Raw genomic sequence first — 18,965 nt, 5'->3', positions numbered from 1 at the left:
GGAGAATCAGAAGACTGCGCATGCATTATTACTCAAGTTAATCTATCGCAATTATGAAGCGGCTCACATCTGGTGCCTTGGAGAAGGGGAGGCCTTTCGCATCCCATGGATCCCAGCGTATTCGCAGCCAAAAGCTAATAACCGACTGTTCTTGCCGGAGGTTGGCTATCGGGGCGATCATTCCGCCTAAAAAATGCGTTTTTGCAAGGAGGCCGCAGGAATGGTGCAGCGAATTCGAGTAGTAATTTAGGGGGACTTTAACACCGCAAGACAGCCCGCGCTGCTGCCTCCGCGAGCTGTGGAGGACGGTTGATGCGTAATCATGACATTATGTCCGGTAGCCTGTTGGCGCTCACCGCCGCTGGCGTTGCGCTGCTTTGCTCCAGCCTGCTCGCACTTGCTTTCATTTAGATCCCGCGCTCGACAGTCGACGCGCTGGGATTTCTGCGAGGCCTCTCGCAAAGGCGGTGCGCAGCCGGACAGGACGCTGCTATGGCTGTAATGGAGGCCCGGCGATCGACATGATCTGCTCAGGTTTCCATAGGGATCCACGTCTTCGAATCGTTCCGTTACGCATGTTGTGCTCGTGTTTCTGAACGGCCGACCTGATCTCCGGGCCGACGCTCGCCAGGCGTACCGTCTTTATTGGCCATTCGCCGAACGGCCTAAGACAGATGGTCGAGCCGATACGACGAGCAGTGATGTCTATCGTTTGGGCAGACGTCGAACATGTGTGCCCTTCTGAAATCTTGGGTATGCCAACATGGCATGATCAGCCAGCGAAAAGACGCGTGCGGTTTGATTCGCCTCTGGTTCCGCGTGCCCGGGATCGTCGAAAGTAGCTCGCAAAGCAAAAACTCCGATGCGGGAGACAACATTGCTGAGAACGTTGCGGCGGCTGTTACGGCGCGCGGCAGCTCTTGACCATCGTCTTTTGTCGCGGCAACGAGAACCACCAAAGCATATCGAAATGAACAGAGCGGGTAAGGCTGTGACGGATCAATCCCAAGCATCGGAGTTGCCACCGGTCTTGCAGAGACCATCGAAAGGCTTTCGTTGGAGTTTTGCTCTTGTAGCCGTCTTGCTCGTTTTTGGCGCAGGAGGAGCCTACTATTGGACTGATATCGAGACGTTTGCCGAGGCGCCACCGGCGCACGGAATCGTGGCTCCCACTCGCGACTTGTCACCTGAGGATAAGGACGTCCTTTTAGGGATCCAATCGGGGCAGCAGAAGACAGCCGATGAAATTGTCGAGCTCAATCGCAACCTCGATGCTCAGCAAGCCGAGCTAAAGCGGATCTCGGGCCAGATCGAAGCCCTGACCCAAAGAATCCACGAGCTGCAGAAGCCGGCGCCTGTCGTTTCACCTGCTCCTGCTGCTTCTCCGCCGCCCGTGCGCACCACATCCAAGCCGGCCAAGAGAGACGTCCGGCCATCAAAACCGCAAGGTGCAGTCTCTGTCGGAGGCGCGCCGCTGACCGCGGAGCCGAGCACGGAATAGCGCTGATTACCACAAAATGCCTGTCGTATAACGCTGGCCTTCCAACCCCGTCGGAAAGTAACGGTCCACCATCTTGATCGGTAGGCCGAGCCTTTCATTGCTTGGCCTGCTTTCGGAAGTTCTCTGTGAGTCGCAAGAAGTCCATAAGCAGGACGTGGCCCTGTGGGGTAAGGATCGACTCGGGATGGAACTGGACGCCATAGGTGGGATGATAACCGTGCGTGAGGGCCATGATCTCGCCTTCCTCCGAACGCGCGGTCACTATGAGGTTCTGCGCACGTGATTGATCAAACTCGACGACAAGAGAATGGTAGCGACCGACTTCAAGCGGGGTTGGCAGCCCCCTGAATAACCCTCGGCCGTCATGCGCGACGTATGAGCGCCGACCGTGCATGGGCCGATGCGCTCGCGCCACCCGTCCTCCAAAAACGCTCGCAATACACTGATGTCCAAGGCAAACGCCCAGAATTGGTACGCGTCCAGAAAGCTCCCGGACCACTGCTGTGATATTCCCGCCTCGGTTGGGGTGCAGGGGCCGGGCGATATGACCACCGCGCGCGGATCGAGACGAACGAGCTCGCTGATGCTGATAGCGTCGTTTCGGATCACTTCCGTTGCTTCACTGAGCTTGTGGAAATAGCGGGCAATGTTGAAGACGAAGGAGTCGTAACTATCGATGATGGCAATCAAAATCCACCAGATGGTTGAAAATGAAATGCATCAAAGATTCGCTCTGCTTTAGCGAGCGTTTCCTCGTATTCGGCCTGGGGCTCCGACATGGCCGTTATACCGCCGCCCGCATGAAACACAGCCAGGTCGCCGTCGATCGTGACAGTGCGGATCGCAACACTTGTGTCCATGTGCCCGTTGAAGCCGATGAAGCCGATTGCCCCGCAATAGACCTCTCGCGCTATGCGCTCGATTTCTGTAATAATTTCCATCGACCGTAGCTTTGGCGCTCCTGTAATGGACCCGCCGGGAAAGCAAGCCCGGAGCAGGCTAACGGCGTCTTCCTCTCCGGCAAGTTCCCCCGTAACGATCGACACGAGGTGGTGCACCGAGGCATAAGACTCGAGATTGCACAGAGCCGGAACCTGTACCGAATGCGCAGTGCAAACGCGCGACAGATCGTTTCGCAAAAGATCGACAATCATCGTGTTCTCGGCGCGATCCTTCTCGGAAGCGAGGAGAACAGACGCACGGCGGTGGTCTTCCTTCGAATCCGGCGAACGCGCGATCGTGCCCTTGATGGGGCGTGTCTCGACTTGTCGCCCGTCAAGTTTCAGGAATCGTTCCGGCGAACTTGATGCGATGGTCAGCTTTCCCCATCGTAGCAGGGCGGCAAACGGCGCCGGATTCAATACTCGTAGTTGGCAATAGAAGGCGAGCGGATCAAATGGGGTCGACAACCGGGTGCCGAAACCCTGCGCAATATTCGTCTGGAACACGTCACCCGCCAACAAGTCAATCAGGCGTTGTACCGCCGCAATGTAGCCCTCGCGGCTGAAGTTCGAGCGCCACGCGCCCGCTCTCATAGGACTACCATTCTGAGGCGGCTTTCGACCGGCAAGCAGTGCTGCAAACTCGTTGGCTCGACGACGCGCTCGTTCGCTCCGTCCCGCGCGATTTTGCTCCGGCTATCCGGTCGAGACGATCCAACATTTATTAGCCCGGTGGTCGAAGCTGATGACAAGGTCATAGAAATGCAGGATGGATTGGGCAAGCCCAGACCGGCAATTGTCGGCGCAGACAATCGCTCCAATGTCCTGTTCATGTCGTAGGCAAGGTAGCCTGCCGCTCCTCCCTGGAAGGGCGGGAGTTCGGGACGATGCTCTTGCGGGTACTTCGCGAGTAGAACGCGAAGGACCTTCCATGGATCGGCCTTAAGAGATAGTCCGTTCCAACTGGCTTGGCCGTTTGCGACGGTGTAGGTGCTGAACGGATCGCACCTTAGATATGAGTAGCGCCCGAGCAGCTCGCGCCTTGCTGCGCTATCGAGAAACGTGAGTTGCGATCGATGCCCGAGACGTCGCATCGCTGTGACGGGTTCAATCCACTGCAACTCGCGAACGTACATCGGGTTGTCGGTCACCGGTGGCTGACGTCGTGAAAGTGCCGTTCCCTCGGTTGGCCGACCCGATGAGAATGAGGCTTCTCTGCTATAGGTCCACTACCAGGCTAACCTGACAGTGTTTTTTGCTGCGACAGCACCTGGATCATCCTGCCGTGGAGGTGGAAGGGGCATCTGTCGATACATCATAGTCGGCCGCGAACCGCAGCTCGCGGAGCGGTCGGACCCGTTTAATCGACTGTTGGTAGAGGTCGTGCGCTTTGTACGCCGCGAGCTCCATTTCGCTGTCGAACTCACCATAAACCACGATGTCGATATCGTTGCCGACCTGATCGGTCTTGCGGTTGCGGGCAACCTCAAGCCGGCGCGCATGGGGTATCGTGGTGAGAAGCGAAAGACCTTCGATGATCTGGTCGATGCGCGCCTCTTCCTTGGCGCTGAAGAAGACGATGTGGCGAATCATGGCCATCCCTGGAGATGTCGCTAGCTGGACCATAACTATATGGGAATAGAGGCCGTTGCAATGAGGCTAGTCAGTTGCCACATCATCGTCGCTTGCGATCGTCGGCGATCCGTAATGAAATTTGCCAGTGTTGCTCAGGACGCCGGAAGGGCAAGGCGCTCAATGGTTTGAATGTGCCGCGTGAGCAGGTTACAGGCTTGATCTAAGTTGCGCGTTCGCAAGGCTTGCAGGATCAGGCGGTGATCTTGATTGGAGCGCGGTCGCCAGCCCACTGATCGCGCCATCGCGAACACCAATCTCGAATTGGCAAGCTGCAGTCCATCGAGGCTCGCGAGCAGACGCGGCATTCCGCACGGCGCGACCAAGGCTTGGTGAAAGGCGCGGTTGGCCATCTCAAACTCCTCGACCGTCTTTGCATTATCTCCTTCGGTCAGGGCGAGCTCGATCTGAGTCAAATGACCTGTTGTGAGCCTTGGCCCCGAATGGCGCAAAGCCACCACCTCAAGCGCAGCTCGCATTTCGGCGATCTCTTTCACTGAACGGGTATCGAGCGGAGCGACCCGAACACCGCGACGTGGCACAGCGACAACAAGATGTTGTGCCTGCAGCTGCCGAAAGGCTTCGCGCACGGGGACGTGGCTCGAATTGAATTCTCGTGCAACGTGATCCTGGCGAAGTGGCGTCCCTGGCTCTAAGGCGCCGCTGATAATGCGCTCAGCGATTGAATCCGCGATGCGCGCGACTGTCGTCATGTTGTCAGCAGTGATCATAGATTATCTACCGCAATAACCGATGCATTTGCGAGGCAGCTCGATTAGCATCTCTTCGAGAGCAATGACTATAGATAATTGACGCGATTATCTACAATTGAGCAGGATGGTTATGGATGATGCCGCGGAACTCCAGCGCAAAGAAACAGGCATCGATGCGCAGGTTCGTTGTCATTGGAGAGTCGAAGAGACCAAGGCGCTCTACGACCTCCCTTTTGCCGACCTGATGCTTCAGGCGCAGTGCGCCCATCGCAAGAATTTTGATCCAAATCACGTTGAAACTGCGAGCCTGCTCAGCATCAAGACCGGCGGCTGTCCGGAGGACTGCGGCTACTGCTCGCAAAGCGCGCATTACGAGACCGGCCTGAAAGCCACTCGTCTAATGCGTTGCGCGGATGTGGTTGCGACCGCGCAGTGCGCGAAGGATGCAGGCGCCACGCGCTTCTGCATGGCGGCGGCCTGGCGCACGCCAAAAGATAGCGATGTTGATTCCGTCTGCGACATGGTCAAGGCGGTCAAGGAACTAGGCATGGAAACGTGCGTCACGCTCGGCATGCTGACGCCGAAGCAGGCCGCACGTCTCGCGGAGGCCGGCCTTGACTTCTACAATCACAACGTCGACACATCGCCCGAGTTCTACAGCAAGATAATTACCACCCGTAGCCTGCAGGACCGCATCGATACGCTAGCGCGGGTGCGCGATGCCGGCATCAAGATCTGCTCCGGCGGGATTATCGGCATGGGCGAGCGCGTGGAGGACCGCCTAGGTATGCTTGTGCTGTTGGCCAATCTTCCAAACCATCCCGAAAGCGTGCCAATCAACCTGTGGAGCAGGATCGAGGGCGTGCCGGTGGAAGACACCGCGGAGCCTCCCGATCCGATAGCGTTGGTTCGGCTGGTGGCGACCGCGCGGATCATGATGCCGAGGAGTGTGGTTCGCTTATCCGCTGGGCGGCAATATATGACCGATGAATTGCAGGCGCTTTGCTTCTTGGCCGGCGCAAATTCGATCTTCATCGGCGACGTCCTCTTGACCACCAATAATCCGAAAGTTGATCGCGACGCGGATCTGCTGGGTCGGCTCGGCATCACGTCCGGGCTCGCTCGACGGACGCAGTGCGCGCAGTCTGTTGCTCCTATATCCAGCCTAGGTGAGAAATGCAGATAACTTTGATGAAGGGAAAAATCCATCGCGCATCAGTCACCGAAGCTGATCTGCACTATGAAGGCTCGATCTCGATAGATCGTTCGCTGCTGGAGGCTGCCGGAATGGTGATCAATGAGCGCGTCGAAATCTATAATGTTGAAACAGGAGCGCGCTTTGCCACCTACGTGATTGAGGCGCCGCCGAGGTCCGGCACGATAAGCCTGAACGGTGCGGCCGCCCGACTGGCGATGCCTGGAGACAAGATCATTATCGTTGCATATGCCTCATTCGATGAGGCCGAAGCAAAGATATTTATGCCACGCATTGTGCGTGTGGATCAAGACAATCGCATCCTGCCAAGTTGAACCTAACGGCCCCTTCCTTCCTTCTTCCAAAGCATCTTTTGCTTGCTTGAGCGTTCCTCGGGAATGATGAATGCGGTCCATCCAAACAGCTAGACTTAGTCCGTATGTCGCAGCGTTGAATGTCTTGAACGAAGATAAACGGCTGCGATGCCTCAAGCCGCGCGTAGGGATCGATTTCGCATCGAACGACTATCTGGCGCTTGGTAGTGCCCCGCGCATCAAAAACGCGATGGTCGCCGCGCTCGAGGCAGGAACTCCGGTTGGAGCCGGCGGGTCGCGGCTTCTGCGAGGCAATTGCGAGGAGCACGAACAACTCGAAACCGAAGCGGCTCAGTTCTTTGGCGCGGAGGCAGCGCTTTTCTTTGGAGGCGGCTACATCGCAAATTTTGCCCTCCTAACAACCTTGCCGCAACACGGTGATCTGCTCGTTCTCGATTCGCTCGTGCACGCCAGTATTCACGAAGGGGCGCGAGCCGGCCGAGCAGAGTACCGAATTCACGCGCACAATGACCCCCAGTCAGCCGAAGATGCAATTCGCGACTGGCGAAACAAAGGTGGAGCGGGCCGGGTCTGGATTGTAGCCGAAAGTCTCTACAGTATGGATGGCGACTTCGCTCCACTTGAGGAGCTGGTTGCAATCGCTGATCGCCAAGACGCATTTCTGATCGTGGATGAGGCTCATGCCACAGGCGCTTACGGGCATGAGGGACGAGGGCTCACGGCCCCTTATGACGGGCGCGAAAATCTCATCGTCGTTCACACCTGCGGCAAAGCGCTCGGTGCGGCGGGTGCACTTGTTACAGCCCCCCGCATCTTGCGCGATTTCATGGTTAACCGCTGCCGTCCGTTTATTTTTGCCACCGCGCCATCACCATTGATCGCCGTTGCCGTTCGAGAGGCACTGCGCATCCTGCAGAAAGAGCCGGAGAGGCAGCAAAGGCTGGCCAAACTCGTTGCGTTCGCGCATCGGCGCATCACCTCTCTCGGTTTGCGTACACCATCGACCTCTCAGATCGTGCCGTACATCGTAGGTAACAATGATCATGCCATGCGACTTGCCTCCGCTCTCCAGGAGCGCGGCTTCGATATCCGCGCAATTCGGCCGCCAACCGTTCCTGCGGGCACCGCCCGCTTGCGAATTGCGTTGACGCTCAATGTTGGGGAGGCGGACGTGCGCGCAATGCTCGATGCGCTGGTTGATGTGACGAGGGGCTCGGTTTGATGAATAAGCGGATCGTCGTGACTGGTACGGACACCGGCGTCGGCAAAACGGTGTTTTCCGCAGGGCTCGCCGGCCTTCTAGGCGCGAATTACTGGAAGCCAGTCCAGGCTGGGCTCGAACAAGAGACCGACTCCGAGTGCGTCCGCCGCCTCGGTGGCCTCTCGTCCGATCGGATTGTCCCGGAGCTCTACCGACTTCGGACGCCTGCGTCGCCGCATTACTCCGCGGAGATCGACGGCATTCGCATAGATACAGAGAGGCTTCGACTGCCTGACAGCGGCGAGCGGCGACTTGTGATCGAAGGCGCCGGCGGGCTCATGGTACCGCTGACAGCTCGCACCCTTTACATCGACATCTTCGAGCGCTGGCAGCTTCCTGTCGTGATTTGCTCAGGGACGGGACTGGGCACGATCAATCACTCGCTGCTCTCCATAGAGGCTCTGCGTAAGCGTCAGATTCGAATCCTTGGAATTGCCTTTATCGGCGAGAGAAACGCCGAAACTGAAAGTGCGATTTGCGAGATCGGGAGGGTACGTTGGTTGGGACGGCTCCCGTGGCTTGCTCCCCTCACGGACGATAGGCTGCAGGCTGCTTTCAAACACTCTTTCGTTGGCAGTGATTTCGTGAACCTATGAAAATGGCCAAGAGGTCGCCGATCTGGCACCCTTTCACGCAGCATGCTCTACAGTGCGACATGACGAAGGTGCTGCGGGGAGAGGGGGCTTATCTCTATACTGAAGATGGTCGACGCCTTATCGATGCAATCTCCTCCTGGTGGGTCGTGACTCACGGCCATTGCCATCCATGCATTGTGAACGCGATCCGAGAGCAGGCAGACAAGCTCAACCAGGTCATCTTCGCCGGATACACTCACGAACCGGCTGAGCAACTTGCGACAGAACTATTGAAGGTCACCTCCCCGGCGCTCGAGCATGTGTTCTTCTCCGATAGCGGGTCGACCAGCGTCGAGGTCGCACTGAAAATGGCGCTCGGCTACTGGCGCAATACCGGAAAAGAGCGAACCCGAATTGTGGTGATGCAGCACTCGTACCATGGCGACACGATCGGTGCGATGTCAGTAGGTAGCCGAGGCGTGTTCAACGCGGCCTACGGCCCGCTGATGTTCGAGGTGACCTCGATTCCATTTCCGACAAGAGATCTTGAGCAAACAACGCTCGATGCGCTTGAAGCCGCTTGTCTAAACGAACATCCCGCAGCCTTCATCGTGGAGCCGCTGATATTGGGCGCAGGCGGAATGCTGATGTATTCTCCCTCGGTGCTAAGAGAAATGAAGCGGATCTGCGAAGGCTTGGACGTCCTGTTCATTGCGGACGAGGTCATGACCGGCTGGGGCCGGACGGGTACATTGTTTGCGTGTGAGCAGGCCGATGTCACGCCCGATATTGCCTGCTATTCGAAGGGCCTCACGGGCGGGGCGCTCCCGCTCGCCGTCACACTCTGTCGTGCCGATATTTTCGATGCGCATTATTCGCAAGACCGCACGCGTACGTTTTTTCATTCGAGCTCATATACCGCCAATCCAGTGGCCTGTGCCGCCGCCAAGGCTAATCTGGATCTATGGCGGGATCAGGAATATCGCTTGCGGCTAGCATCCCTGGCCAAGATGCAAGAACAGGCACTCGCGCCATTCCGCACCGATTCACGATTCGAAAACGTCCGACGCACAGGAACAGTGACAGCGCTAGAACTCAACACGAGCGATGCCGGCTATCTGGCGGACATCGGTCCGAGACTTCTGGCGTTCTTCCAAGCGCGGAATCTGCTGTTACGCCCACTCGGTAACACGATCTACGTGATGCCGCCTTACTGCGTTACGGCGGCCGACCTCGATGAAATCTATGCTGCCATTCGTGACGCTGCTGACTTGCTGATGTGAGATGCATCTGACCGTGCAATCGTCTGCTGTGACAGCTGCAAGGCGAAAGTGTCCGTATTGCTTCCGTTTGAGTGTCCCACGAGGGTGCACGCACACAAGGTCGCAGGCTCGTGCTCTTTAAGCGGTCCTGATCCGAGCGCCGCAGCAATCCTGCGGGCTGACCGATGAAGGCGCAGCAATTGGTCGAAATGTCGAGCGAATTGCGCTAAGCACGATTAGAGAAATCCATTATCTTGAGCGAATTCTTGGCGAGGCTTTCTGCGGAAAGTACTGCTTCGCGAGGCAATCGCACTTCAGTCACTTGATGGCTGCAAGAACCGGGTGGACAGCCCGCCGGGCGAGCGGACCTTTGCTCCGCGCGGTGCTGTGGTCAGGGGGCTGTGGGGTTTCCCAACTAAATGTCTCACAGGAGATGAGAATGCACATTAGCTTGCGTAATTCTCTCTATCACTCAGCCACATGTTGCGCGATCTGCGGCGGAAAGTTTGGGCTGATCCGCCATTACTGCTGGCGAACGGCCCTTTGCTCCAAGAAATGCGTCAACCGCTTCAAGGCGCGACGGGAGGCCGATCAGAAATGGCTTCGATGGCGGCGAGCGGCTTAGGAATGGACTGAGTTACGGCCCTGGTCAGAGAATTCGAATGGCCGTCTAGAGCGGGTGGAGGTCAAGTGACAGAAACATCGGCAAAAATCATCGACTTCAGGACCTACAGAGCCAACAGGCTGGCCCGATCCAAGCGGCTTCGCGACGACATCTATTCGACCGCGATTCTTGCAGCGCTTGCAGCGGCCTGTCACCTTTGGACATTCCTGGCCTGCCATCCCGTCGCTTTGCTCGGTGCGCCGGCGCCAAAGCAGGAGCCTCACGAGTTCCCCTAAGGGCCAGGCGCGGAGATAGTCCTGAAGACGAAGTTTTTCGCTGCGTGTAGCTCCAACGAGGCCCGGTCGAGCCCCCGTTTCACGGGGGTATCCTCCGGTGCCTGCGGTCGCGACAGCAAGGTCGTTTTTTTTACGCGTGCAAGATCAAGAGCCTCCTTGAGGATCTCAATCTCCATGGTCTTGCGGCCCAGCAAGCGTTCGAGGTCTCGAACCCGTTCCTCCGGCCGCCGGACCTCGGACGCGGCGACCACATTCTCGTCGGCCGGCACCGCTTCCTCGCCCCCTTCACTCATCAGCCGTCTCCATCGGAAGACCAGGCTCGGGGAGAGCCCATGGCGAGCAGCAACATAGCTGATCGACATGCCCGGTTGCAGCGTCTCGTTGACGAGCAAGAGCTTCTGCCCCGTCGTAAATCGCCGCCGCCGGGCAACGCCGGTGATGACTTCCATCGTCGAAAACGTGTCAGACATAGGCGTATGCCTCTAGGACTAGGCCTAGCTCCTCCGGCTAACGCCGGTGTCCGGTCGAAAAGGGGGGCAGTTCACTTCGGCGGCTCGCTCAGATACTCAGGCACATTCCGACTGCTTTGCGCGCTTGTTACGACGTGGCGTAAAACAATTTCAGAAAGTCGTACGACCGGCTGTCTGAGACGCGCAATCTCTTGCTTGCAGCACTCCAGCTCTTGCTGTTCGTCTGTCATCACAGACGTTGTGCGACGACGGCTACTGCCGAGATGATTCATGTAACTCCCGTTCCGTTTCAAAAAATCGTGATACGAGCCGGTCACTTTCTTTGTCTGAGCTCGTGGCCTCGGCGTCGGATCGCAGCAGTTTCAGCAGCAGGCCGCGGCGACCTGGTTTGCTAGCTCACTCGCTGCAGAGGGCTCGCGCCCATCTCGCAGGTTTTGGCGACGCCAGCCCGCTCACAACTCATGCTCAGTTCCAGAATGGCCGACGATCCAACGATCGCGGAGATAACCTGGCCACTAAATATGCCGCGCTCCGGCTGAATGTGATTACTGGGCGCGGAGACTGTAACAAAATGGCAATATCGATTAATGCAATGCGCCGTGCTGTCGCGCTCAAATCCTGCACTACGGCAGCGCCTCTGATGAATTTTCACGCGACGTTCGCGTATCCGCGCAGGGTGCTTCTGCTACACCAGCTTAAATGTCCAAAACCCAAAGTCGCAGCGAGGTCATCGATCTGATGTACTTGAGTTGTGGTCCAACAAATGCCCATTATCTTCCTTGATGGGGTGAGGGAGATCTCCCAATGCTGGACGGTGCCACGACCGCGCTTCTGCGCACGATCCTGGATGAGGTTTGCGAGAGCATTTCACCGCATGACGTTGGCGTCCGCGTCTACGTCGCCTCCAAAATCCTGGAGGCCGCCACCAGAGGTGAGACGCGCCCCGATCTGCTTAAACAGATTGGTCAGGAAGCTCTTTCCAAAGCACCAACGATGTGGCGATAGATCTAGTACATGGCTTGTTATTGAGGTGAATTTCAAGGGCTCAGTGGTGAAGATCCTGGCCTGTTATCCAGGTTCGCGCTTCGCGGCGTCCCCTGCGGCATAGCGATCCGGCCAGCTCGCAGAGGTGTATCGTCCTCGCAGATCGATAGCGATTGCACGTCACCCAAATGCGGCGTTATCCGATGGAGCATTGTCATGGCGTATCTTTTTGCGCGCAGCGGACGCGAAAAGCTCCGCGCATCGAAGTTCATTGTGCGTTTCGTTGGCGACATTCACCAGCGCGGGGCGGTGGTCGGTATGCCGATTGAGAAGCGGTACGCGGTGTTCGTCGACTGCGCGTCAAATGGGACGCTTGCGCGATGTCGGCCGTCCAAGTGTCGTATCAATGCGCTGAGGTTCTTGGTGGCACCCCATCGCACGCGCAGGCTCGCCCGATCACACAATGTCCGGCATCTCGATGCTCTGCTCAAAATGACACGTTTTTGTCCTGCGGAGCGGTGACAAGCTTTGTCGATTCGGCCTCTTCAATGGTTAGATTACTCCCAAGCTGGTCACAATCAGCGCTGGTCTCTTACGATCTCGATCATAAACCACCCGACCGTTCCCGCCCTTCCGAACGAAGAATCTGTTTTACGTGGAAGCGCCGTCAGCCAATATCTTGTCCCCCCAGCTGAGAGCGGCCGATCACTGAAACAAGAGAGTAGCTCGCACAAAAGGCTGCGCATCTAGGCCTTGGCCACGCCTTGCGCTGCGATGCCAATCACGTGTCGCGCCAATAAGCTTCGTCCAAAAAAGCGGCCGAACTCAATGTTCGGCGCCGGAACGCCGTCCACTCACGCGAGCCGGTGCGTCGTTCCCGTTTACTCCCGTGCGAGCGCCGCAAGTGCCCTTTCGATGACTGCGATTTCTTGAGTGACCTGAGCGATCGCTTGCTTCGGATCAGTGCCGGTAACGCAGGTCAACTGCTGCAGCAGCTTCCGCCGATGCGCTAGAAGGCTCTCCAGCGCGCTACGGTTGTTTAGTTTCATATAACCGTCGACAATCAATTCGATCGAAAGAGACATCGAAACTCTCAAACAAAGCTATTCTCAACGAGAGCGTATAGCACTGGCAAATGATGTTCAGTTCTTTCAGAGAGAGTACTGAGGGGCGAGCTTGTTAGCAACAAGCGGTCGGCGAGGGGAAGGGTGATCGCGCATTCCCCCCGCATTACCAGCGTTCGGCTCTGTTTGAGGAATTAGTCGGGCAGAAAGACAGCGTATAGCGAGCCAAAAACGCTGCGGATCGTCGCGATGGATTTGCCGGGCTAGCGGAAGGAGGATATTACGAACTGGCATTGTCCTTATCCGCCGCCTAGCGAAGGGCTTCCGAGATGCGATGACAGGCGGCGCGTTGATCGACGACAGAGCAGACCGCGCTCCGGTCTCTTTCGGTCGAGGCCTTTCCGCTCGCGTTTAGACTTCTGAAGTGGACGGTCGAGTCGGAGGCGCGAACGACGCGTGCATTCGGGACCACGCGATTTCTCGTCGGCGGCCTCATCATGACGTCGCGACGCGGCAAACAATCGACGACATCCAGCCCGCTGTTGCCTAGCCCCGAGGACTTGATTCGGCTCGGGTATCAGGTGCTAAAGCTGTATCGGCATTTACCGATAGCGGATTAAATAGCCGCACTGTTCGACCGGTTCTAGCTCGCGGACCTGTTGGTATTCGGCCGTTATCTCGGCAGTTTGTTAGCTTGGCTACACGCCCAGCATCGTTCTCGCGAGCTAACCAGCTGAGACAGTCACAACTTTATCTTTCATCGGTCTTCGACCGCGGCATAAGATTTGCTCTACTTGCGGAGCCGCTGCGGAACCCTGTCCGCCGCGAGAGGCGCAGCAAGGAAGGAAGCGAGTTGCCAAATCTACGACTGGAGAAAGTGTATATCGCCGGCAATATCCCCAGCAGCATTCTCAAAGGTAAGAGGCGGCACCAGGCGAAGGTGGGACATCGAGTAGGCGCGCGCCGACCGGGCTTGGCTGCGAGATACCCTCGCGTCGATATTTGCACTTGTCGCCGTTGGGCAAATGGCAGGCCTCTTGCGTGTCGCCGATCCCGTAGAGCTACTTCGGAGGTTCTCCGCGGCCGACGTCCGGTTCGGGCGCGGGTTGGCGAGGTCGAACACGGCGAAGGCTGAAATCAGGCTGATCCCTGGAGGACGATGCTCGCGTCTAGTCAACAGAGCTTGTGTGCGGGACTTTACAAGAACGGGCATGAAGCCTGCCAAGACGTTTTTCGTCGCGACCAATTTCGCTCGAGCGTGACAGACTTTCGGTCGCTCAATGTAAGCGCGTCTTTATGTCCCATACCAAATTTGGTAGGCGGGCGTTTAGCTCCACGTTGCGTAACCGTCGTTTCCACGGCAAAGCTTGATATTCAAAGCAGCGGCAATTTTGTTTCTGCAGAATCATCAGTCCCCAAAGCCCCTCCGCCGCAGCTTACCGCGATGCTGCAACTAGCAGTTCGACATCGGCACAAAGCCGGTACAGCAATTAACGTCCAAGGCTGAGATCGTCAAAGCGAGTCGAATGACAAAGTTGCCATTGTGTTGACGGTCAGCCCTTCACCCTTGAACCCGCAGTAACTGACGTGTCCTGATGGCGGAACTTCGCGACGATTGGTGAAGACGGCGCCGCGCCCGAGTTGCCGAATTCGAGAAATCTATTGCCGCCGTCAGCTTTTCGTCAGGGGACCGGGCTAGTCAGGCGCTGCCCGAAAGTTCCCTGGGCAGCCCCACGAAGCTCCTTCACCGGGTCATGCGCGACCAGGTGGAAAGGCAACGTCGTAGCGTTTGGTGAATATCGTGCCTCGCGCGCTATACTTCATCGGCAGCGTCGGGCGCGAAGGGCGATACCGGGCGAGATGCCGGAAGGACAATACAACGTCGAGGATGGATACGTACTTCTTAACAAGTTCAAAGATAGTGGCGTTGTGAATCAGGTCGCCTTTGATAACGACGATGATCGCCCCCCTGTCGCGAAACGATACTTGAAAGACGCAGGACGTTTGCAGGATCCTGGAGCCGCCTTAGCGGATTGCTTGAGCCGATATTGGCCGTCACAAATCTGGCATCTGAAAACACAAGCGGGCGCGCTCTACCATCCGCGATACCCCCGCTGTTCCTGAAGGAGTTGTAATGGCCCACTATGCCGTCACGGCAGACGATGCCGATGTATATCTGTCATTTGCCGCCGAGCTCGCGGACTCAGTCAGGCCCATCGTGCTGTCCTATTTTCGCACGTCGCTGGACGTCCTCGCCAAGTCCGATGCTAGCCCGGTGACGATCGCCGATCGAGCCGTCGAGTTGCGTCTCAGGGAAAGGATCGAGGCGCGCTTTCCGGAGCATGGCATCATCGGCGAAGAGATCGGAGCCAAGCCCGGCGTCGCATTCACCTGGATCGTCGACCCGATCGACGGCACCAAGAGCTTTATCAGCGGCTTTCCCTTGTTCGGGACGCTGATCGCGTTGAGTTATCAGCAGCAGCCGTTCTGCGGCGTGATCGACATCCCCTTTACCGGCGAGCGGTGGATGGCGAAGCCCGGCGTGGCGCGGTTTGGCGATGGATTGGTTCGGACCAGCGCATGCGAGCGCGTCGCCGACGCGAGCTTCTACACCACATCGCCTGACATGTTCCGCAAAGACGAGATGGAGGCATTCGAGCGGCTGTCGCGAGTTGCGCGGATGCGCCGGTTCGGCGGTGATTGCTACATCTATGGCCTGCTTGCGTCGGGACACTGCGATATCGTTCTCGAAACGGGGCTTCAGCCATATGACTACATGGCGCTGGTTCCCATCGTGCAGGGCGCCGGCGGCTGCATCACCGATTGGGAGGGATGCCCGCTGTCGATTCACTCGGAAGGGCGCATCTTGGCAACCGCAACGCCGCGGCTTCATTCCGAAGCGCTCGCCTTGATCCAGAGATAACTACCGATCATGCCTCCTACAGGACGCATCGGAGGGACGGTCGTTCGCCCTTGCTGACCTTAGGGATCTGATGGCCAAGGCGACGCCCGAGAGGACGGGCGATCAGCCCGTCGGCATCGCCGCTGACGGCCCGGGAACTGGGACTTGCGGCCTGCAACAGCTTGTAGCGCTTAGTTCGCGCAACGCGCCTCAAGCGCATCGACGAAGGCGCGATCCCAGCGACCCTCGCGGATCGCATCGATGGTGCCTTGCTCTTTGCGCTCCTGCGCCAATGCTTTCTCAATGACCGTTACGGCCAGAGCCGGCGGAAATGCCAGCAGGCCGTCTTGGTCGCCGACGATGATGTCACCCGCGTTCACTGGCATGCCGCCGACGGTGATCGGAACGTTGATCGCTCCCGGACCGTCCTTGTAGGGACCACGATGGGTCACGCCGCGCGCGTACACGGGAAAAGTGCGTGCACGGATTTCCGTAACATCGCGAATGGCGCCGTCGAGCACCATGCCGGCAAGCCCGAGTGAGGCTGCGGCGAGCGTCATGATGCCGCCGACCAGTGCGTTGGAGATGTCGCCGCCGGCGTCAACAACCATCACGTCGCCGGGACGGCAGAAGTCGTAGGCACGAAGGATGGCGAGGTTGTCGCCGCCGCGCGTCTTCACCGTCACCGTGGTGCCCACCATCGGCGCCGGCGAGTGATAGGGGACTAGGCCGGTGCTGCCGCAGTTGCGGTGCAGCTGATCGCTGAGCAGGGCGACCGCGATGGTCCGCAGTTTTGCGATCACCGCGGGATCGGCTTGCGGGGCCGAGGGATTTTTTTCGATGCCGGTGTTTGACATGAGGTGCTTTCGATCGGGATGCTAGCGGAGTTCGGAGACAGCGTGAGCGATGCGGTTGATGCCATCGTCGAGCACATCGAGCGACGCGGCGATCGAGATGCGGAAGTACGGCGATAAGCCATAGGCGCTACCTTGGACCACGGCGACGCCAACGCTTTCGAGCAGGTACATCGCGACGTCGCCGTCGGTTTCGAGGTGCGCACCGGCCGGAGTTTTTCGACCGATCAACCCTGCGCAATTGATGTAGAGATAGAACGCGCCGTCGGGCGGCAGGCAGCTCAAGCCCTCGATCTGGTTGATCCGCGTCAGCATGCGATCGCGGCGGGTACGGTAGATCGCGACGCTTTCGGTGACGAAGCCCTGATCGCCGTTGAGCGCTTCGACCGCGGCAGCCTGACTGACCGAGCAGGCGTTGCCCGCGGCCTGGGACAGTAGCGTGTTCAGCGCACCGATCAGATCGGGGGGGCCGGCAATCCAGCCGATCCGCCAGCCGGTCATCGCGTAGGTCTTCGACACGCCATTGACCGCAAGCACGCGGTCTGCGAGTTCGGAAGCAGCGTTCAGCAGGTGCGGCGTTGTGCGGCCATCGAAGCGGATGTGCTCGTAGATGTCGTCCGTCATGACCAGCACATGAGGATGCCGTACGAGAATATCGGCCAGCTTGCGATATTCCGCCGCCGAGTAGCTTGCGCCCGTCGGATTCGACGGCGAGTTGATGATCAGCCATCGCGTCTTGTTCGTGATGGCAGCCTCGAGTTGCTCCGGCGAGATCTTGAAGCCTTGGCTTTCCGGGCAGGCGACAATCTTCGGAACGCCCTCGCAGGCGATCACCATGTCGGGGTAGGAGACCCAGTAGGGAGCCGGGATGATCACCTCGTCGCCGGCCTCGATCGTCGCCTCCAGCGCGCTATAGATGCCGCTCTTGCAACCGTTGGTGACAATGATGTCGGAAGGTGCGTAGACGAGGTTGTTCTCGCGCTTCAGTTTGGCTGCAATCGCCTCGCGCAGATCGACGGACCCTGGCAACATCGTATAGCGGGTGGCGCCCTTGTCCATCGCCTTTGAGGCCGCGGTGCGAATGTTCGCAGGCGTATCGAAGTCCGGCTCGCCGACGACAAGGCTGACGATGTTCCGGCCCTCTCGCTTCAGCGCCGTTGCCCGATCGGCTGCCGCCGAGCTGGGCGAGGGCTTGATGCGCCTGACCCGTGCGGAAATACGAGGATGGTTCATAGTGATTGACCCTGGCTAAGCGAGGTGCGACGCTAGAGATTGAGCCCGGCCCTGGCCAACACGAGTTCAATCTGGCCTGATAGGCATATCTTATGGATGCTCTGCTCGGGTCTGGAGCAGACGGCAGTCTGAGGAGAGGACGTGAATCTCAGGCGACTGCAGTACTTCGTGAAGATCGTCGACGTCGGCAGCCTGACGCAAGCGGCCGATGTGCTGCATGTGGCGCAGCCAGCGCTCAGTCAGCAGCTCGCGACCCTCGAAGGCGAGGTGCGTCAGCAGCTTCTCGTGCGCACCAAGAGCGGCGTAGTGCCGACCGAGGCCGGAAAAGTGCTGTATCGCCACGCCCAGCTCATCCTGCGGCAATGCGACCAGGCGCGTGCCGACATGAACGCGGCCGCAAAGAATATCTCCGGCGCCGTTGCGGTGGGACTCGCGCCAGGGACTGCCGCGGCAGGACTGGCTCTGCCGCTGCTGCGCACCGTGCGGGCGCGGCACCCCGGTATTTTGCTCTATTTGAACGAGACCTACGGCACCACGCTTTCCGAGCTCGTGATGAATGGCCGCATGGACCTGGCGGTTCTCTACGGCGGCAAGACCGCCGTCCACGGCCTCTCATTCCAGCCACTGCTGCGGGAGCCGCTTTACCTTGTCGGCCGCGGCAGCATGGTGGCGCCACCGGCCGAGGTGCCGCTCGCGATGATCGTTGACACCGAGCTCTACCTCGCGCGTCCCTATAATGTCGTCCGCAAGATGGTGAATGACGCTTTCGCGGCCATCGGCAAGGTGCCGAAGGTCATCGCGGAAATCGAATCCGCCAGCACGCTGACGGCCGTGATCTCCGATGGCCTTGGTGCCACCATCCTGCCCGAATCGATGGCGCGGCAGGTCGCGTCCTCCTGCGATGCCTGGCAATCCTGCATCATCGAACCCGTGATCGAGGCGCCGCTGGCGCTGTGCCAGTCCGATCATTTGCCGCTCTCCGAACCGGCACAGGCGATCAAGGAAATCCTGCTGGAGCTTGTGGCCGGCTTGCCGGGCAATCTGATTGCGCATGATGAGCGGTCTCAGAAGGCGTCATAGCGGTCCCTTATAGGGGCAAAGCCAATCCGTCTTGGTCGGCAGGAATCGATGGCGCTAGCGTCC

At 58.6% G+C, this 18,965-nt stretch carries 16 protein-coding genes and 3 pseudogenes; 11 read left to right on the top strand and 8 right to left on the bottom strand.

The window, feature by feature from the left end:
* Nucleotides 1–877: 877 nt before the first annotated feature.
* Complete coding sequence (locus ACVWZ4_RS04585; RefSeq protein ID WP_456701759.1) at nt 878–1,501, top strand: hypothetical protein; 624 nt, start codon at nt 878–880, stop codon at nt 1,499–1,501.
* Nucleotides 1,502–1,691: 190 nt separating this feature from the next.
* Here ACVWZ4_RS04585 and ACVWZ4_RS04580 read toward each other — a convergent pair.
* The 4 genes and pseudogenes from ACVWZ4_RS04580 to ACVWZ4_RS04565 all read right to left on the bottom strand — a co-directional run.
* A pseudogene (locus ACVWZ4_RS04580) lies at nt 1,692–2,191 on the bottom strand (anthranilate synthase component II); the annotation flags it as partial.
* Nucleotides 2,188–3,593, bottom strand: a pseudogene (gene pabB, locus ACVWZ4_RS04575) (aminodeoxychorismate synthase component I). The pseudogenes pabB and ACVWZ4_RS04580, both read right to left, overlap by 4 nt.
* Nucleotides 3,594–3,717: 124 nt before the next feature.
* The gene (locus ACVWZ4_RS04570) at nt 3,718–4,035 is read right to left on the bottom strand and encodes a Dabb family protein (protein ID WP_456701760.1); all 318 of its coding nucleotides are present in this window, start codon (nt 4,033–4,035) and stop codon (nt 3,718–3,720) included.
* Between the two features lie 134 nt (nt 4,036–4,169).
* On the bottom strand, nt 4,170–4,805 hold the full coding sequence (locus ACVWZ4_RS04565) for a GntR family transcriptional regulator (RefSeq protein WP_456701761.1): 636 nt from the start codon (nt 4,803–4,805) through the stop codon (nt 4,170–4,172).
* Between the two features lie 112 nt (nt 4,806–4,917).
* On the opposite strand from ACVWZ4_RS04565, the gene bioB reads away from it, so the two are divergent.
* The 6 genes from bioB to ACVWZ4_RS04535 all read left to right on the top strand — a co-directional run bounded on the left by bioB (nt 4,918) and on the right by ACVWZ4_RS04535 (nt 10,315).
* Nucleotides 4,918–5,973 carry a biotin synthase BioB gene (gene bioB, locus ACVWZ4_RS04560; protein WP_456701762.1) on the top strand — a complete coding sequence of 352 codons (1,056 nt, stop codon included), beginning with the start codon at nt 4,918–4,920 and terminating at the stop codon, nt 5,971–5,973.
* Nucleotides 5,964–6,317 (top strand): aspartate 1-decarboxylase, encoded by a 354-nt coding sequence (gene panD / locus ACVWZ4_RS04555; protein ID WP_456763525.1) that lies wholly within the window; start codon nt 5,964–5,966, stop codon nt 6,315–6,317. Before bioB ends, panD begins: the two co-directional genes overlap by 10 nt.
* 70 nt (nt 6,318–6,387) lie before the next feature.
* On the top strand, nt 6,388–7,539 hold the full coding sequence (locus ACVWZ4_RS04550) for an 8-amino-7-oxononanoate synthase (protein WP_456701764.1): 1,152 nt from the start codon (nt 6,388–6,390) through the stop codon (nt 7,537–7,539).
* Complete coding sequence (gene bioD, locus ACVWZ4_RS04545) at nt 7,539–8,174, top strand: dethiobiotin synthase (protein WP_456701765.1); 636 nt, start codon at nt 7,539–7,541, stop codon at nt 8,172–8,174. The genes ACVWZ4_RS04550 and bioD overlap by 1 nt, the downstream gene beginning before the upstream one ends.
* Nucleotides 8,171–9,436, top strand: coding sequence for an adenosylmethionine--8-amino-7-oxononanoate transaminase (locus ACVWZ4_RS04540; protein WP_456701766.1), 1,266 nt, complete (start codon nt 8,171–8,173; stop codon nt 9,434–9,436). Before bioD ends, ACVWZ4_RS04540 begins: the two co-directional genes overlap by 4 nt.
* Before the next feature lie 669 nt (nt 9,437–10,105).
* A complete protein-coding gene (locus ACVWZ4_RS04535) occupies nt 10,106–10,315 on the top strand; it encodes a hypothetical protein (RefSeq protein ID WP_456790042.1) in 210 nt (69 codons plus the stop codon).
* Nucleotides 10,316–10,422: 107 nt separating this feature from the next.
* Here ACVWZ4_RS04535 and ACVWZ4_RS04530 read toward each other — a convergent pair.
* Nucleotides 10,423–10,785, bottom strand: a pseudogene (locus ACVWZ4_RS04530) (transposase); the annotation flags it as partial.
* 804 nt (nt 10,786–11,589) lie between these two features.
* On the opposite strand from ACVWZ4_RS04530, the gene ACVWZ4_RS04525 reads away from it, so the two are divergent.
* Entirely contained in the window at nt 11,590–11,790 is a 201-nt protein-coding gene (locus tag ACVWZ4_RS04525; RefSeq protein WP_456701767.1) for a hypothetical protein, read from the top strand.
* Between the two features lie 195 nt (nt 11,791–11,985).
* Nucleotides 11,986–12,291 carry a hypothetical protein gene (locus ACVWZ4_RS04520; RefSeq protein ID WP_456701768.1) on the top strand — a complete coding sequence of 102 codons (306 nt, stop codon included), beginning with the start codon at nt 11,986–11,988 and terminating at the stop codon, nt 12,289–12,291.
* Nucleotides 12,292–12,650: 359 nt separating this feature from the next.
* Here the strand turns inward: ACVWZ4_RS04520 and ACVWZ4_RS04515 are convergent, their stop codons facing one another.
* Nucleotides 12,651–12,854 (bottom strand): hypothetical protein, encoded by a 204-nt coding sequence (locus ACVWZ4_RS04515; RefSeq protein WP_456701769.1) that lies wholly within the window; start codon nt 12,852–12,854, stop codon nt 12,651–12,653.
* Between the two features lie 2,113 nt (nt 12,855–14,967).
* On the opposite strand from ACVWZ4_RS04515, the gene hisN reads away from it, so the two are divergent.
* Nucleotides 14,968–15,756, top strand: coding sequence for a histidinol-phosphatase (gene hisN / locus ACVWZ4_RS04510; protein WP_456701770.1), 789 nt, complete (start codon nt 14,968–14,970; stop codon nt 15,754–15,756).
* A 170-nt stretch (nt 15,757–15,926) separates the two neighbouring features.
* Here hisN and ACVWZ4_RS04505 read toward each other — a convergent pair whose 3' ends face one another.
* Complete coding sequence (locus ACVWZ4_RS04505; RefSeq protein WP_456701771.1) at nt 15,927–16,592, bottom strand: RraA family protein; 666 nt, start codon at nt 16,590–16,592, stop codon at nt 15,927–15,929.
* Between the two features lie 21 nt (nt 16,593–16,613).
* A complete protein-coding gene (locus tag ACVWZ4_RS04500; protein ID WP_456701772.1) occupies nt 16,614–17,822 on the bottom strand; it encodes an aspartate transaminase in 1,209 nt (402 codons plus the stop codon).
* 141 nt (nt 17,823–17,963) lie between these two features.
* Between ACVWZ4_RS04500 and nac the strand changes: the two genes are divergently transcribed.
* Nucleotides 17,964–18,902, top strand: coding sequence for a nitrogen assimilation transcriptional regulator NAC (nac, locus tag ACVWZ4_RS04495; protein ID WP_456701773.1), 939 nt, complete (start codon nt 17,964–17,966; stop codon nt 18,900–18,902).
* Nucleotides 18,903–18,965: the final 63 nt, after the last annotated feature.

Source organism: Bradyrhizobium sp. USDA 4472 (assembly GCF_054058595.1).
Note: the sequence above shows the minus strand (reverse complement) of the source record. Positions and strands in the feature narration are given on the sequence as shown.

Bases quoted from the DNA above. Each gene is read 5' to 3' on its own strand.
- ACVWZ4_RS04570 (WP_456701760.1), bottom strand. From the start codon at position 4,035: ATGATTCGCCACATCGTCTTCTTCAGCGCCAAGGAAGAGGCGCGCATC.
- ACVWZ4_RS04505 (WP_456701771.1), bottom strand. From the start codon at position 16,592: ATGTCAAACACCGGCATCGAAAAAAATCCCTCGGCCCCGCAAGCCGAT.
- bioD (WP_456701765.1), top strand. From the start codon at position 7,539: ATGAATAAGCGGATCGTCGTGACTGGTACGGACACCGGCGTCGGCAAA.
- hisN (WP_456701770.1), top strand. From the start codon at position 14,968: ATGGCCCACTATGCCGTCACGGCAGACGATGCCGATGTATATCTGTCA.
- ACVWZ4_RS04540 (WP_456701766.1), top strand. From the start codon at position 8,171: ATGAAAATGGCCAAGAGGTCGCCGATCTGGCACCCTTTCACGCAGCAT.
- ACVWZ4_RS04565 (WP_456701761.1), bottom strand. From the start codon at position 4,805: ATGATCACTGCTGACAACATGACGACAGTCGCGCGCATCGCGGATTCA.
- panD (WP_456763525.1), top strand. From the start codon at position 5,964: ATGCAGATAACTTTGATGAAGGGAAAAATCCATCGCGCATCAGTCACC.
- ACVWZ4_RS04500 (WP_456701772.1), bottom strand. From the start codon at position 17,822: ATGAACCATCCTCGTATTTCCGCACGGGTCAGGCGCATCAAGCCCTCG.
- ACVWZ4_RS04525 (WP_456701767.1), top strand. From the start codon at position 11,590: ATGCTGGACGGTGCCACGACCGCGCTTCTGCGCACGATCCTGGATGAG.
- ACVWZ4_RS04520 (WP_456701768.1), top strand. From the start codon at position 11,986: ATGGCGTATCTTTTTGCGCGCAGCGGACGCGAAAAGCTCCGCGCATCG.
- ACVWZ4_RS04550 (WP_456701764.1), top strand. From the start codon at position 6,388: ATGCGGTCCATCCAAACAGCTAGACTTAGTCCGTATGTCGCAGCGTTG.
- bioB (WP_456701762.1), top strand. From the start codon at position 4,918: ATGGATGATGCCGCGGAACTCCAGCGCAAAGAAACAGGCATCGATGCG.
- ACVWZ4_RS04515 (WP_456701769.1), bottom strand. From the start codon at position 12,854: ATGTCTCTTTCGATCGAATTGATTGTCGACGGTTATATGAAACTAAAC.